Here is a 14,403-nt window from a genome sequence, read left to right as displayed (position 1 = left end):
TCCACTACGCTACAAACGCGGCCCACTCAGAGGCTGCACACCCATAAACCGGTGTGCATCAAACCCGGGGTGGTTCAAGGCGCGAAAGCTCGGCACGGTCCACACCACGAGGCCCAGAAGTCGATCAAGACGATGTCGTTGTCATTGATCGTGTCGTTGAACTGGGCAGCGGTGAGGTCTTGTGTAGTCACGTCAGGCCTAACGTTGTGGGCGGATCAGTTGTTCCATGACATCAGAGGTCAGAGCAGGCCGGGTCGCGGGGCTGCGGCTTCGCCTTCCTGGAACTTGTACGCCCTGAGCTGTCGCACCAGCTCGTTCATGAGTCGCACGTCGGCGACGCCGCCTTGCTTGAACACCAGCTTGCCCTTCTTGAACGCCATCAGCGTGGGCAACAACGTCACGTCTGCCTTTTTCGCCAGGTCCTGCTCAACTTCGTAGTTGACCTTGCCGTGGACGACGTCGAAGTGCTTCTTGGCCGATTCCTCGTAGACCGGTGTGAACAACTCGCAGGGTGAGCACAAAGGTGCCCACCAGTAGACCAGGACGTGGTTGTTCGTCGCGACGGTGTACGCGAAGTTCTTCTCGGTGAGTTCTCGTGTGCTCACGGCAGGTCAGCGTAGTCAACTCGCGGGAGCTGCGGCAGCTTTCCACGATCGACTTGGCAGCAGGCGCACTTTCGTAGAGAACGACCGGTAGGTGGCCAGGTCGCCCGCCACCAGCTCACCGGCCGGCGCAGCGGTGTCAAACTCGACCGATCGCAACCGCTCTGTTGCGCAAGGCCTTTGCGATGGCCAATGCAGTTGCTGCGCGAACGAACGAGCCCAGCGCACGGGCAGAGGTCGCGCGACGGCGGTTGGCGCACTATCGATTCCGCCTCTTGGCCAGCCCCTTCGAAAGCGCACGGGCTGTGGTTCCCACCGGGGGAACAAAGTCGTAGAGCGGTCGTCTTCGACATAGGGATGCGGCCAGTGGCGAGCGCGGCCGAGCCCCGCCCGCCGGACATATCGCTGCAGGCCACAGCGGAAAATGAGTGCAGCTTTTCCGGCGTCAACCGGGCCGAAAGGGTTTAGGATTCCGCCTAGGGGAGGCATGGCACCGGGGAGGACCACATGTCATACGTGATCGCAAATACCGAATGGGTATCGCAAGCAGCGGCGAATCTTGAACGCGTTGGCACGATCATCAACGAAGCCAACTCGGCGGCAGCCGCTCAGACGACCGCCATCGCCGCCGCGGGTGCCGATGAGGTATCGGCGGCCATCGCAGCCGCCTTCGCGGCGCACGGCCGGAGCTTCCAAGCCTTGGGCGCTCAGGTCAGCGCCTTCCACGCTCAGTTCGTGCAGAATCTGGCCGGTGGCGCGCAGGCGTACGCCACCGCGGAAGCCACCAATTTCGGCCCCCTGCAACCGATTTTCGACTTGATCAATACGCCCACGAACATCCTGTTGGGCCGGCCACTGATCGGTAACGGCGCGGACGGAACGGCCGCGAACCCGAACGGTCAAGCCGGCGGAATCTTGTGGGGCAATGGCGGCAACGGATTCAATGCGACGGGCATCGGGCAAGCGGGCGGCAACGGCGGGGCGGCCGGCCTGCTCGGAAACGGCGGGAACGGCGGGACCGGCGGGACCGGTGTAGGCGCGAACGGTGGCGCGGGCGGCACCGGCGGATGGCTGTTCGGCCACGGCGGTTTCGGCGGCAATTCCGCGGGAGGCGGCGGCGCCGGTGGTGTCGGCGGCTCCGCTCTACTGTTCGGGATCGGCGGCGCGGGCGGTAGCGCACTCACCGGCATGGGGCCCGGGGGCCCCGGCGGCAACGGCGGACTGTTCTGGGGCAACGGCGGCGCCGGTGGCTTCAGCCCGCTCGGCGGCGGCGGCCGCGGTGGCTCGGCCTTCCTGTTCGGCGACGGAGGCGCGGGCGGTGCGGCTACAGCCGGGGGTACCGGTGGATTTGGCGGCAACGCCGGGTTCTTCTACGGCAACGGCGGCGCCGGAGGCGACGGTCAATCGCTGGCCAACGGTGGAGCCGGCGGCCAGGGCGGCTTGATTGGGAACGGCGGCGACGGCGGGGATGGCGGCATCTTGGGCGGTAACGGCGGCAATGGTGGCAACGCCCAGTTGATCGGCAACGGCGGTGCCGGAGGCAACAAGGGCGGCGCCGGTACCCCAGGCACCGGTGGCCGTGGCGGCCTGCTGTTCGGCTTGCCAGGCCCGAACGGCACCTAGTCCCACCTAGCCCCACCTAGTCCCGAATCCCGCAGGTTACGGTTGCGTACGTTTTCCCCGCTCAGCGAGACTAGGGCCGACTAGCCCGTCTGGCCCGACCTCCGAGTGAAGGGATTCCGCAGTGGGGCACTACATCGCCAACGTCCGTGATCTCGCGTTCAATTTGTTCGAGGTCCTCGACGTCGGCGCCGTCCTAGGCACCGGCCAATATGTCGATCTCGACGAGGAGACGGCCCACACGATCTTGGCCGAAGCGGCCCGCTTGGCTGAGGGGCCACTGGCCGAGACGTTCGCCTTCGCCGACCGCAACCCACCGGAGTTCGACCCAGCCACTCACTCCATCAGCGTCCCCGACGAACTGGTCAAGACGATCGACGCCATCAAAGAATCCGGGTGGTGGCGACTGGGCCTAGCCGAGGAGATCGGCGGCATGCCCGCGCCTGCGCCACTGACCTGGGCCGTCAATGAATTGCTGTTCGCTGCCAACTCTTCCGCGTGCTTTTTCAACATGGGCCCGCCACTGGCCCGTGCGCTGTACATCGAGGGCAACGAAGAGCAGCGCAGGTGGGCGGCAGAGGCCATGGAGCGCGGCTGGCAAGCGACCATGGTCCTGACCGAACCGGATGCCGGCTCCGACGTCGGCGCGGGCCGGACCAAGGCAATCGAACAACCCGATGGCACTTGGCATATCGAGGGTGTGAAGCGGTTCATCTCGGCCGGTGACGTCGGCGACACGGCCGAGAACATCTACCACCTGGTGCTGGCCCGACCGGAGGGCGCCGGTCCGGGCACCAAGGGATTGAGCCTGTTCTACGTGCCGAAGTACCTGTTCGACCCGGAGACCTTCGAACTCGGCCCCCGCAACGGCGTCTTCGTCACCGGCCTGGAACACAAGATGGGCATAAAGTCCTCCCCCACTTGTGAATTGACGTTCGGCGCCACCGATGTACCCGCCGTCGGCTATCTCGTCGGCGACGTGCATGACGGCATCGCGCAGATGTTCACCGTGATCGAGCATGCCCGCATGACAATCGGCGTGAAGTCCACGGGCACCCTGTCGACCGGCTATCTCAACGCGCTGGCATACGCCAAGGAACGCGTGCAGGGCGCGGATATGACCCAGATGACCGATAAGACTGCACCACGGGTCACGATCATGCACCACCCCGACGTTCGCCGCAGCCTGATGACTCAGAAGGCCTACGCCGAGGGCCTGCGCGCGTTGTACATGTATGCCGCGGCTCACCAGGATGACGAAGTGGCACAACGAGTTTCGGGTGCAGATCACGATATGGCGCACCGCGTGGATGACCTGCTGCTGCCAATCGTCAAGGGAGTGGGCTCAGAACGCGCCTACGAAGTTCTGACCGAATCGTTGCAGACGCTGGGCGGTTCGGGCTTCCTCGTCGACTACCCGATCGAGCAGTACATCCGCGACTCCAAGATCGACTCGCTCTACGAAGGCACCACCGCCATCCAGGCGCTCGACTTCTTCTTCCGCAAGATCATTCGCGACCATGGCCAGGCTCTGCAGCACGTGACGGCTCAGATCACCCAGACGATCGACACCGTCGAGGAATCTCTCAAACCGGCCGCCCAGCGACTGCAGACGGCGCTCGATGACGTGACCGAGATGACCGGTGTGCTGACCGGACACCTGATGTCCGCCGCGCAGCATCCCACCGACATATACAAGGTGGGGCTCGGATCGGTGCGCTTCCTGCTCGCCGTCGGAGACCTGCTCATCGGCTGGCTGCTGATCAAACAAGCGGGTGTCGCAGTGAACGCCTTGGCCAACGAACCGTCGCCGAAGGACGTGAAGTTCTACGAGGGCAAGGTCGCAGTGGCGAAGTTCTTTGCCAACAACATGCTGCCGAAGCTGGGCGGCGTGCGTTCGGTCATCGAACACCTCGACGACGACATCATGCGCATGCCCGAAGACGCCTTCTGATCACGCAGTAGTCGCCGGATTCGCGACCCGAGTGCGCGTTGGTTGCGCGGATGCTAGACGGTGAAACCGAGCGCGCGCAGCTGCTCGCGCCCGTCTTCGGTGATCTTGTCCGGCCCCCACGGCGGGTTCCACACCCAGTTGATCCGGATGTCGTTGACCAGGCCACTACCCACCAGCGCGGTGCGCGATTGATCCTCGATGACGTCGGTCAACGGGCAGGCCGCCGAGGTGAGGGTCATGTCAATGAGGGCGACCGTGCCCTCCTCGCTTTTTTCGAGGTTCAGGCCGTAGACGAGGCCCAGGTCGACGACGTTGATCCCCAACTCCGGGTCGACGACGTCGCGCATCGCCTCCTCGAGATCGAACAACGTCTCGTCGTCGGGTGCGATGATCTCGCTCACTTGTCGACCTCCTCGAGGGCCGCGCCGGCTTGTGCCAGCGCATCCTTGAAAGCCATCCAACCCAGCAGTGCGCACTTGACTCGGGCCGGGTATTTGGCCACTCCTGAAAACGCTACTCCGTCGCCCAGCACATCCTCGTCGCCCTGAACCTGTCCGCGCGACGACACCATCTCGGTGAACGCGTCGAGCGTCTTCAGCGCCTCCGGCACGCTGCGGCCGATCACCTGTTCGGTCAGGACCGAAGTCGCGGCCTGGCTGATCGAACAGCCCTGCCCGTCATACGAGATGTCTGCAACGGTCGTTCCGTCGTCGGACAACGCGACCCGCAGGGTCACCTCGTCACCGCAAATCGGGTTGACGTGGTACACCTCCGCACCGAACGGCTCGCGCAGGCCGCGGTGGTGAGGGTGTTTGTAGTGATCGAGTATCACGTCCTGATACATCTGCTCTAGACGCAAAGTCAATCTCTCCCAAAGAAATCCAGGGCCCGGCGCACACCGGCCACCAACCGTTCCACCTCGTCGGGGGTGTTGTACACCGCGAACGATGCCCGCGCCGTGGCCGCCAGCCCGAACCTGCGGTGCAGCGGCAACGCGCAGTGATGGCCAACCCGGACGGCCACACCCTCGTCGTCCAACACCTGGCCGACATCGTGCGCGTGCACGCCGTCGACGACGAAAGACACCGGCGAGCCGCGGTCGGTCATCGTGGTGGGCCCGACGATGCGCACGCCTTTGATGCCGGACAATCCATCGATGGCCTGTGCGACCAGTTCTCGCTCATGGGCTTCGACGTCTGCCATGCCGATGGCGTCGAGATAACGCGCGGCCGCCGCCAAGCCGACCACCTGCGACGTCATCGGGGTTCCGGCCTCGAAGCGCTGCGGAGCCGGGGCGTAGGTCGCGGCTTCCATGGTCACCGTCTCGATCATCGAGCCGCCGGTCAGGAACGGCGGCATCGCTTGCAGCAGCGCGCGTCGTCCGTACAACACTCCGATCCCATTGGGTCCCAGCATTTTGTGACCGGAGAACGCGGCGTAGTCGACGTCGAGTGCGTGGAAGTCGACCGGCTGATGCGGCACCGATTGGCAGGCGTCCAGCACGGTCAGCGCACCGACCGCCTTGGCGCGGGCAACCAGCTCATCGACCGGCGCCAGCGCGCCCGTCACATTCGAATGATGGCTGAAGGCGACGACTTTGACGTTTTCGTCGAGTTGCAACGAGTCCAGGTCGATCCGGCCGGCCTCTTCTTGTCCGCCAGTCACCCCGTACCAGCGCAACGTAGCCCCGGTGCGCCGCGCGAGTTCCTGCCACGGGATGAGGTTGGCGTGGTGTTCGAGCTCGGTGGTGACGATGACGTCGCCGGGTCCGACGGAACGTTCGAACCTGCTGTCCCCCAACACATACGACACCAGGTTCAGCGACTCGGTGGCGTTCTTGGTGAAGATGAGCTCGTCGGCGTCAGCGCCCACGAACGACGCGATGTCGATGCGGCCCTGTTCGTAGGCGTCGGTGGCTTCTTCCATCAGCTGATGCGCGCCGCGATGCACCCCACCGTTGGACGTCACCAAAAACTCACGCTCGGCATCGAGCACCTGCAGCGGACGCTGCGAGGTCGCGCCGGAATCGAGGTACGCCAACTGATTTCCGCCGCGCATCACCCGCTTGAGGATCGGGAAGTCGGCACGGATCGCCGTGAGGTCGAGCGCGGTGGTCATCGCTATGCCCCGGTTGCCGCCGTCTGAGTGAAGCGCACGTAGCCGTTCTGCTCGAGTTCGTCGGCCAGTTCCGGCCCACCGGATTCAACGATGCGTCCGCCGACGAAAACATGCACGTGTTCGGGGTGGATGTAGCGCAGGATGCGGGTGTAGTGCGTGATCAACAGGATCCCACCGTGCTCGGACTTCGCGTAGCGGTTCACGCCCTCGCTGACCACCCGCAGCGCGTCCACGTCCAGGCCGGAGTCGGTCTCGTCCAAAATTGCGATCTTGGGCTTGAGCAGTTCCAGCTGCAGGATCTCGTGGCGCTTCTTCTCACCACCGGAAAAGCCTTCGTTAACACTGCGTTCGGCGAAGGCGGAGTCGATTTCGAGGGCGGCCATCGCGGCCTTGACCTCTTTGACCCAGTGCCGCAGCTTGGGCGCCTCGCCGCGGATGGCCGTGGCGGCCGAGCGCAGGAAGTTCGACACCGAAACACCGGGAACCTCAACGGGATACTGCATCGCCAGAAACAGCCCGGCCCGTGCCCGCTCATCGACGCTCATTTGCAGGACGTCCGCGCCGTCGAGCGTGATGGAACCCGACGTCACCCGGTACTTGGGATGCCCGGCGACGGCGTAGGACAGTGTGGACTTCCCCGAGCCGTTGGGGCCCATCAAGGCGTGCGTCTCACCCGACTTGACGGTCAGGTCGACGCCTTTGAGGATGGGGATCTCGCGCTCCCCGTCGGCGGCGTTGGGGTTGTCAACGCTGACGTGTAGGTCCTTGATTTCCAGAGTCGTCATGAGGCTGTTGATCTCGATTCCGTTATTTCCAGTTCGTGTTCGATGGCCGCGGTCAAGCGATCCCGTACCTCGGGCACCGCGATCTTGGAGATGATTTCGCCGAAGAATCCCCGCACCACGAGCCGGCGGGCCTGGTCCTCGGGGATACCGCGGGAGCGTAGGTAGAAAAGCTGCTCGTCGTCGAAACGCCCAGTGGCGCTGGCGTGTCCGGCTCCGGCGATCTCGCCGGTCTCGATCTCCAGGTTGGGTACCGAGTCGGCACGCGCGCCGTCGGTGAGCACCAAGTTGCGGTTCACCTCGAAGGTGTCCGTCCCCGTGGCTTCAGCACGGATCAGCACGTCGCCAACCCAGACCGTGTGCGCGTCGGGCAGCTTCGAATCCGGATCCCCTTGCAACGCGCCCTTGTACAGCACGTTCGACTTGCAGTCGGGATACGCGTGGTCGACCAGGAGCCGCGACTCGAGGTGCTGGCCGTCGTCGGCGAAGTACAGCCCCAACAGCTCGGCGTCCCCGCCGGGCGCGGTGTACCGCACGTTGGCCGACATCCGGACCACCTCACCGCCCAGCGTGACGGCGACGTGCCGCAGCACCGCATCCTTACCGAGGCGGGCGTGGTGCGCACTGAGGTGCACGGTGTCGTCGGCCCAATCTGCGATCCACACGACGGTGAGCCGCGCGGCGTCCCCGACCACGAATTCGACGTTGTCCGCATAGGTTCCGCTGCCGCGGTGGTCGATGACGACGACCGCCTCGCCCAGCTCCTCGACCCGGATCTGCAGGTGGCCGTAGGCCACCGCTCCCTTGCCGGGACCATCGACGACGATATTCACCGGCTCGGGGATCTGAGTGTCACGCCCAACCGTCACCACCGTTGCCGAGTTGAACGACGAAAATGCCTGCGCCGCTACGCGGTCGGCGGACACACCACCCTGCCCCAGCCGCTCGTCGCCGCGGCGTACCGTTTCGGTGCGAACGCCGGGCACCTCGGTGACAGTGATCCGTGCGCTGCCGTTGGCGACGGCCGAGCCGTCGTGCAGGCCGCGCAGCCGCCTCAGCGGGGTGAAGCGCCAGAGCTCGTCGCGGCCGTGCGGAACCTCGAAAGCCTCGACATCGAAAGAGGCAAACAGCTCGCCCTTGTTGATTGCAGCATTGACAGGAGCGGTCATCCGACTCGTCATCCCACAGAGCCCTCCATCTGGAGCTCGATCAGCCGGTTGAGCTCCAACGCGTACTCCATGGGCAGTTCCTTGGCGATCGGCTCGACGAACCCGCGCACCACCATCGCCATCGCCTCGTCCTCGGTGAGACCGCGGCTCATCAGGTAGAACAGTTGGTTCTCGCTGACCTTCGACACGGTGGCCTCGTGGCCCATCGTGACGTCATCCTCGCGGATGTCGACATACGGGTAGGTGTCGCTGCGGCTGATCGTGTCGACCAGCAGCGCATCGCATTTCACGCTCGCCTTGGAACCGTGCGCGCCCTTGTTCACCTGAACCAGTCCGCGGTAGGACGTGCGGCCACCGCCGCGCGCCACCGACTTGGACACGATGTTGCTGGACGTGTTCGGCGCCAGGTGCAGCATCTTGGCGCCGGTGTCCTGGTGCTGGTCCTCGCCGGCAAACGCCACCGAGAGCACCTCACCCTTGGCGTGCTCGCCGGTCATCCAGACCGCCGGGTACTTCATCGTGACCTTCGACCCGATGTTGCCGTCGACCCACTCCATGGTGGCTCCGGCCTCAGCCCTCGCACGCTTGGTGACCAGGTTGTAGACGTTGTTCGACCAGTTCTGGATCGTCGTGTAACGGCAACGGCCACCGGGCTTTACGATGATTTCGACTACTGCCGAGTGAAGCGAATCCGACTTATAAATCGGAGCAGTGCACCCTTCGACGTAGTGAACGTAAGCGTTCTCATCGACGATGATCAGCGTCCGCTCGAACTGGCCCATGTTCTCGGTGTTGATTCGGAAGTAGGCCTGCAGCGGGATGTCGACGTGCACGCCCGGCGGGACGTATATAAAGCTGCCGCCCGACCACACCGCGGTGTTCAACGCGGAGAACTTGTTGTCGCCGGCCGGGATGACCGTGCCAAAGTACTTCTTGAAGATCTCGGGGTGTTCCCGCAGACCGGTGTCGGTGTCGAGGAAGATGACGCCCTGAGCCTCCAGGTCCTCGCGGATCTGGTGGTAGACGACCTCGGAGTTGTGAACGACAAGACCCGCGGCCACGAAGTTGTGTGGTCCGTCCACTTCGATGTCGTACACAGGCTCCACCGCGTAGGGCTCGATCGACTTCACACGCTCAAAACCGAGCCATTCGTTGGTGTGAGCGCGAATCGTGGTTCCGTGTGCACCATTTGATGAATGCATGTAGCGACGCCGGCCAAACCGCAGGGTCCGCTTGGGATTACGGCATCCAAGACGTTCGAAATCACCGGAAATGCCAAGTCGCCAGGCAATCTGCGTACGTTGGGGCGCGTGCCGGTAGGGCTGAGTGAATGACCACGGACCACCCGCACGCAGCCCGGACAGCTCAGCCAGTTCGCGCGCTTGACCGAGCAACGGCTCATTGGCACAGGTCAACAGCACCGAACCGGTCTTGTCCGGGCTCACGTACCCGTCCGCGTCGACCCAGCCGCCGAGAAATGCCAGGCGCTGATCGACCGGCAGTCCGTACACCCAGTCGGGCACGCGCTTGGTGAGAGATAACCCGCCGAAACCGAGCGCAACGATCCACTCCGTCAACGCCTTTGAGTTGACGACGACGCGGAACTCGTCCGCCTCGATGCAGCGCAGACCGAACAGCTCCTTGACGACCCGGCGCACTTCGGCGCGAAGCTCAACATCTGTTGCGGGTATGGCGAATTGAACCCGATACGTCTTGGTCGAGAGATGCAAATTGCCATCCCCGATGTACAGCCCCAGCAGCCACATGAGGTCCACCGAACTCACTACAGGCGCCGTCAAGCCAATGACAGCGGGGAGTTCGGCCGCCGCACCGATGTCTGGGATCTGCCGAGGCACCGCGATAAAGTCGCCGGGCTTGAGGTCTCCGACGGTCACCCAGCGCCGGGCAAATCGAGCTCGTTGCCGCCCTTCCTTGCGCTCGTCCCGCAATACCAGCATCGGATGGTTGTCCGTGGCACGAATGCTGCGCCGCGTGGTCTTCACTTCATGCGTCAACCGGGTGTCGGTCTGCGCTGCCGCCTTGACCGGTGCCACGACGAATCGCTCGGCTTCCTCGTCGTAGGCGAATACACGGTCGCCGTACTCGATCTCCTTGATCGGGACCTGTCCCCTATTGGCAGTCCACACCAAGGTGTCACCGGCGAGACACTCATACTGCGCCGCCACCCCGGCCACCAGACGCTGCTTTTCTGCTTCCGGAATTCCCAATTTGTCGTAGGTCTTCCGAATGTCCTCTGGCAACTCTTCCCAAGAAGCAGCTTGCTTCTCGGTGGAGCGCACGAAGTACTTGATGTTGTCGAAGTCGATGCCCTCAAGGTTGGAGCCCCAGTTCGGCATCGGCTTGCGCTCGAAGATGTTCAGCGCCTTGAGCCGAGTCTTCAGCATCCACTCGGGCTCGTTCTTCTTGGCCGAGATGTCACGGACCACCGCCTCGGACAGCCCGCGCTGCGCACTGGCGCCCGCCACGTCGGAGTCCGCCCAGCCGTAGCCGTACCGGCCCAGCGAGGCGATGGCCTCTTCCTGGGTCAGCGGCTCGACCGGCGTCTTGGCGGCTTCGAGTGTCATATCGACGCTCCTTTGTTGCTCGTTGTCGGTTGGCGCGGGCTGGGCGCCTGTGGAGATGGCACGGTCAGGGGCACGTGGGTAGTGCAAGCGCAGTCGCCGTTGACGATCGTCGCCAACCGCTGCACGTGAGTGCCCAAAACTTCGGCCATGGCCTGTTCCTCGGCTTCACACAACTCCGGAAATTCCTCGGCAACGTGGGACACCGGGCAGTGGTGCTGGCAGATTTGCACACCGTGGATCGGCCCGCCCACCCGGGTGGTCGTAGCGACGTAGCCGGCCTGCGTGAGCGCATCGGCAATCCGCTCGGCGGCCGCTTCGACGTTGTCGTCGTCGGGACCCTCGGCCGCATCGACGCCGGCCAAAATGGCATCGATACGGCGCCTGGCGAAGGTCCGAACCGCCTCTTCACCGCCGAGTTCGCGCAACTGCCGGATGGCCGCGGCCGCGAGGTCGTCGTAGGAGTGCTCGAGCTTGGCCCGGCCCGCCCCGGTCAGTCGGTAACGCTTGGCGGGGCGCCCACGGCCCACCTGCTGCCAGGCTGCCGGGGCGACGGACTCGGCATCGCCGGCGTCGATCAGTGCGTCGAGATGCCTACGCACGCCGGCGGCCGACAAGCCGAGCCGATCGCCGATCTCACTGGCCGTAATCGACCCGGATTCCACCAATAACCGCACGATAGCGCGGCGAGTGTGGCCGTCTGACCCGGCGGCGGAGGAGGCGGCCCCACCTGCGGGCACAGCAACATCCAGCTCGGATCGGATTTTCACAACACCAGTGTGACGCAATTCCGGCGTCGGGTCCAGCAAGGGTGCCCTCACGTGACAAGGGCAACAGCGCCTTTACCCATCCCGCTACGCTGCTCTGATGGCAGCCCGCCACCATACGCTGAGCTCCTCGATCGCGAGCTTGCACGGTGACGAGCAGACGGTGGGCTCACCGCTTAATTCCGCCGAGCTCCTGGCGCTGAAACGCACCCGTCTCTTCGGCGCCACCGGCACCGTGCTGATGGCGATCGGCGCCCTGGGCGCCGGGGCCCGGCCCGTCGTGCAAGACCCCACCTTCGGGGTCCGGCTTCTCAACCTCCCGTCGCGAATCCAGACGGTGTCGTTGACCATGACGACCACCGGCGCGGTCATGATGGCGCTGGCCTGGTTGATGCTCGGCCGGTTCGCGCTGGGCAAACGCCGGATGTCGCGCGGGGAGCTGGACCGCACGCTGATGCTCTGGGTGCTGCCCCTGCTGATCGCGCCGCCGATGTACAGCAAGGACGTCTACTCCTACCTGGCGCAAAGCCAGATATGCCGGGACGGGCTCGACCCGTACCGAGTCGGGCCGGCCTCCGGGCTGGGCCTCGGTCACGTGTTCACCCTGTCCGTACCCAGCCTGTGGCGGGAGACGCCGGCGCCCTACGGTCCCCTGTTTTTGTGGATCGGCCGCGGCATCTCGGCACTGACCGGGGAAAACATCGTCGCCGCCGTGCTGTGCCACCGGCTGGTGGTGCTGATCGGGGTGGTGCTGATCGTGTGGGCCACGCCCCGACTCGCCCGGCGCTGCGGCGTGGCCGAAGTGAGTGCGCTATGGCTGGGCGCTGCCAATCCGCTGTTGATCATGCACCTGGTCGCCGGCATCCATAACGAGGCGCTGATGCTCGGCCTGATGCTGACCGGCGCCGAGTTCGCGCTGCGCGGCCTGGACGCGCCCCGACTGAAGCCGACGTCCTGGCGGCCCGGTCCGGATTGGGAACCGCTGGGCATGCTGCTCGGGGGTTCGATCCTCATCGTGCTGTCGTCGCAGGTCAAGCTGCCATCCCTGCTGGCACTCGGGTTTGTCACGACGGCGTTGGCCTACCGCAACGGCGGCACCATCAAGGCGCTGCTGCTGACCGGTAGCGCGATGGCGGGGCTGTCGGTCGCGGTGATGGCCCTGGTCGGCTGGGCCAGCGGGCTCGGGTTTGGCTGGATCTTCACGCTGGGCACCGCCAACGTGGTCCGCAGCTGGATGTCGCCGCCGACACTGCTGGCCCTCGGCACGGGCCAGGTCGGCATCTTGCTGGGACTGGGCGACCACACCACCGCGGTGCTGTCGCTGACGCGTGGCATCGGCGTGCTGATCATCATGGTCGTGGTCTGCTGGCTGCTGCTGGCCGTTTTCCGCGGTCGGCTGCACCCGATCGGGGGCCTCGGCGTGGCGCTGGGCCTGACCGTGCTGCTGTTCCCGGTGGTGCAGCCCTGGTATCTGCTCTGGGCGATCATTCCGCTGGCCGCCTGGGCGACCCGCACCGGATTCCGGGTCGCGGCGATCATGGTCACCCTCATCGTCGGCATCCTGGGCCCGACCGCCAACGGTGACCGTTTCGCCCTGTTTCAGATCATCGACGCGACGCTGGCCAGCATCATCATCGTGGTGGCGCTCATCGCGGTGACCTACACCCGCTTGCCGTGGCGAGCACTGCCGGAGGACGACGAAGCGAAGACGCCGGTTGGGACAGACGCGACGCCCGAAGCAACGCCGGTCGAGCAGGGCGCGACGGTGACGACCCAAGTGACTCCCGCCACCCCGCGTTCCAAAGCCACGCCCGACGCCTACGCTGATTCCACGTGAGCTTGGCCCGTGAGTACCGCGAACCGGTTGTTCGGTTGCGCGGGGTAAGTAAGCACTACGGGTCGCTGACCGCCGTCGACAACCTAGATCTCGACGTCCAAGCGGCCGAAGTCATCGCCCTGTTGGGGCCCAACGGCGCGGGTAAGACAACCACCGTCGAAATGTGCGAGGGGTTCGTCCGTCCGGACGCCGGCACCATCGAGGTGCTGGGCCTGGACCCGATTGCCGACAACGCACAGTTGCGCTCGCGTATCGGCGTGATGCTGCAGGGCGGCGGCGGATACCCGGCGGCACGGGCGGGCGAAATGCTGAACCTGGTGGCGTCATATGCGGCGGACCCACTCGATCCCGCGTGGCTACTGGACACCCTCGGCCTTACCGACGCCGCCCGTACCACCTACCGGCGACTTTCCGGAGGGCAGCAGCAGCGGCTGGCACTGGCCTGCGCGCTCGTCGGCCGTCCCGAGCTGGTGTTTCTCGACGAGCCCACCGCCGGCATGGACGCGCACGCCCGGCTGCTGGTGTGGGAGTTGATCGACGCGCTGCGCCGCGACGGCGTCACGGTGGTGCTCACCACCCACCAGCTCAAAGAGGCCGAGGAACTCGCCGACCGGCTGGTCATCATCGACCACGGCGTCACGGTGGCCGCGGGCACGCCCACCGAGCTGATGCGCAGTGGCGCAAAAGACCAGCTGCGGTTCACCGCGCCACCACGACTCGACCTCTCGTTGCTGGCTTCGGCGCTGCCGGAGGACTACAAGGCCACTGAGGTGACCCCGGGCGAGTACCTGGTCGAAGGGCCGGTAGATCCGCAGGTACTGGCGACGGTAACCGCGTGGTGTGCGCGCATCGACGTGCTGGCCACCGACATGCGGGTCGAGCAGCGCAGCCTCGAGGACGTGTTTCTCGACCTCACCGGCAGAAAGTTGCGACAGTGACTCAAGACGCGCAAACCGAAACATTCCCGCCGGG

General features: G+C 65.2%; 11 protein-coding genes and 2 pseudogenes. 4 read left to right on the top strand and 9 right to left on the bottom strand.

Annotation, left to right across the window (positions count from 1 at the left end; all coding sequences use genetic code 11):
* Positions 1-77: 77 nt before the first annotated feature.
* Together BST27_RS11275 and BST27_RS11270 are read right to left on the bottom strand one after the other, a co-directional pair.
* Positions 78-191, bottom strand: a pseudogene (locus BST27_RS11275) (thioredoxin family protein); the annotation flags it as partial.
* 48 nt (positions 192-239) lie between these two features.
* Positions 240-605: a thioredoxin family protein gene (locus BST27_RS11270; protein ID WP_069418471.1), complete on the bottom strand. Its 366-nt coding sequence runs from the start codon at positions 603-605 to the stop codon at positions 240-242.
* A gap of 504 nt (positions 606-1,109) precedes the next feature.
* On the opposite strand from BST27_RS11270, the gene BST27_RS11265 reads away from it, so the two are divergent.
* Positions 1,110-2,225, top strand: coding sequence for a PE family protein (locus tag BST27_RS11265; protein WP_069418472.1), 1,116 nt, complete (start codon positions 1,110-1,112; stop codon positions 2,223-2,225).
* A 121-nt stretch (positions 2,226-2,346) separates the two neighbouring features.
* Positions 2,347-4,176, top strand: a complete 1,830-nt coding sequence (locus BST27_RS11260; RefSeq protein ID WP_069418473.1) for an acyl-CoA dehydrogenase — start codon at positions 2,347-2,349, stop codon at positions 4,174-4,176.
* Positions 4,177-4,229: 53 nt separating this feature from the next.
* Here the strand turns inward: BST27_RS11260 and BST27_RS11255 are convergent, their stop codons facing one another.
* The 7 genes and pseudogenes from BST27_RS11255 to BST27_RS11225 all read right to left on the bottom strand — a co-directional run bounded on the left by BST27_RS11255 (position 4,230) and on the right by BST27_RS11225 (position 11,648).
* Positions 4,230-4,577: a metal-sulfur cluster assembly factor gene (locus BST27_RS11255; RefSeq protein ID WP_069418474.1), complete on the bottom strand. Its 348-nt coding sequence runs from the start codon at positions 4,575-4,577 to the stop codon at positions 4,230-4,232.
* Positions 4,558-5,041: pseudogene (sufU, locus tag BST27_RS11250) on the bottom strand (Fe-S cluster assembly sulfur transfer protein SufU); the annotation flags it as partial. The pseudogene sufU and the gene BST27_RS11255, both read right to left, overlap by 20 nt.
* Positions 5,038-6,294 (bottom strand): cysteine desulfurase, encoded by a 1,257-nt coding sequence (locus BST27_RS11245; protein WP_069418476.1) that lies wholly within the window; start codon positions 6,292-6,294, stop codon positions 5,038-5,040. The pseudogene sufU and the gene BST27_RS11245, both read right to left, overlap by 4 nt.
* Positions 6,295-6,296: 2 nt before the next feature.
* Positions 6,297-7,079, bottom strand: coding sequence for a Fe-S cluster assembly ATPase SufC (sufC, locus tag BST27_RS11240; protein ID WP_069418477.1), 783 nt, complete (start codon positions 7,077-7,079; stop codon positions 6,297-6,299).
* Entirely contained in the window at positions 7,076-8,257 is a 1,182-nt protein-coding gene (gene sufD, locus BST27_RS11235) for a Fe-S cluster assembly protein SufD (RefSeq protein WP_372515512.1), read from the bottom strand. The genes sufC and sufD overlap by 4 nt, the downstream gene beginning before the upstream one ends.
* Positions 8,254-10,830, bottom strand: a complete 2,577-nt coding sequence (gene sufB / locus BST27_RS11230; RefSeq protein WP_139805104.1) for a Fe-S cluster assembly protein SufB — start codon at positions 10,828-10,830, stop codon at positions 8,254-8,256. Before sufB ends, sufD begins: the two co-directional genes overlap by 4 nt.
* Positions 10,827-11,648: a helix-turn-helix transcriptional regulator gene (locus BST27_RS11225; protein ID WP_139805103.1), complete on the bottom strand. Its 822-nt coding sequence runs from the start codon at positions 11,646-11,648 to the stop codon at positions 10,827-10,829. The genes sufB and BST27_RS11225 overlap by 4 nt, the downstream gene beginning before the upstream one ends.
* 46 nt (positions 11,649-11,694) lie before the next feature.
* Between BST27_RS11225 and mptB the strand changes: the two genes are divergently transcribed.
* Positions 11,695-13,431, top strand: coding sequence for a polyprenol phosphomannose-dependent alpha 1,6 mannosyltransferase MptB (gene mptB, locus BST27_RS11220; protein ID WP_069418479.1), 1,737 nt, complete (start codon positions 11,695-11,697; stop codon positions 13,429-13,431).
* The gene (locus tag BST27_RS11215; protein ID WP_069418480.1) at positions 13,428-14,369 is read left to right on the top strand and encodes an ABC transporter ATP-binding protein; all 942 of its coding nucleotides are present in this window, start codon (positions 13,428-13,430) and stop codon (positions 14,367-14,369) included. The genes mptB and BST27_RS11215 overlap by 4 nt, the downstream gene beginning before the upstream one ends.
* Positions 14,370-14,403 lie beyond the last annotated feature (34 nt).

The sequence above is a fragment of the Mycobacterium intermedium genome (assembly GCF_002086275.1).
Taxonomy (GTDB): Bacteria; Actinomycetota; Actinomycetes; order Mycobacteriales; family Mycobacteriaceae; genus Mycobacterium; species Mycobacterium intermedium.
This window is presented reverse-complemented; position numbering and strand designations above follow the sequence as displayed.

Coding starts and splice junctions, on each gene's coding strand:
- BST27_RS11265 (WP_069418472.1), top strand. CDS start 1,110: ATGTCATACGTGATCGCAAATACCGAATGGGTATCGCAAGCAGCGGCG.
- BST27_RS11245 (WP_069418476.1), bottom strand. CDS start 6,294: ATGACCACCGCGCTCGACCTCACGGCGATCCGTGCCGACTTCCCGATC.
- sufC (WP_069418477.1), bottom strand. CDS start 7,079: ATGACGACTCTGGAAATCAAGGACCTACACGTCAGCGTTGACAACCCC.
- sufD (WP_372515512.1), bottom strand. CDS start 8,257: ATGACGAGTCGGATGACCGCTCCTGTCAATGCTGCAATCAACAAGGGC.
- sufB (WP_139805104.1), bottom strand. CDS start 10,830: ATGACACTCGAAGCCGCCAAGACGCCGGTCGAGCCGCTGACCCAGGAA.
- mptB (WP_069418479.1), top strand. CDS start 11,695: ATGGCAGCCCGCCACCATACGCTGAGCTCCTCGATCGCGAGCTTGCAC.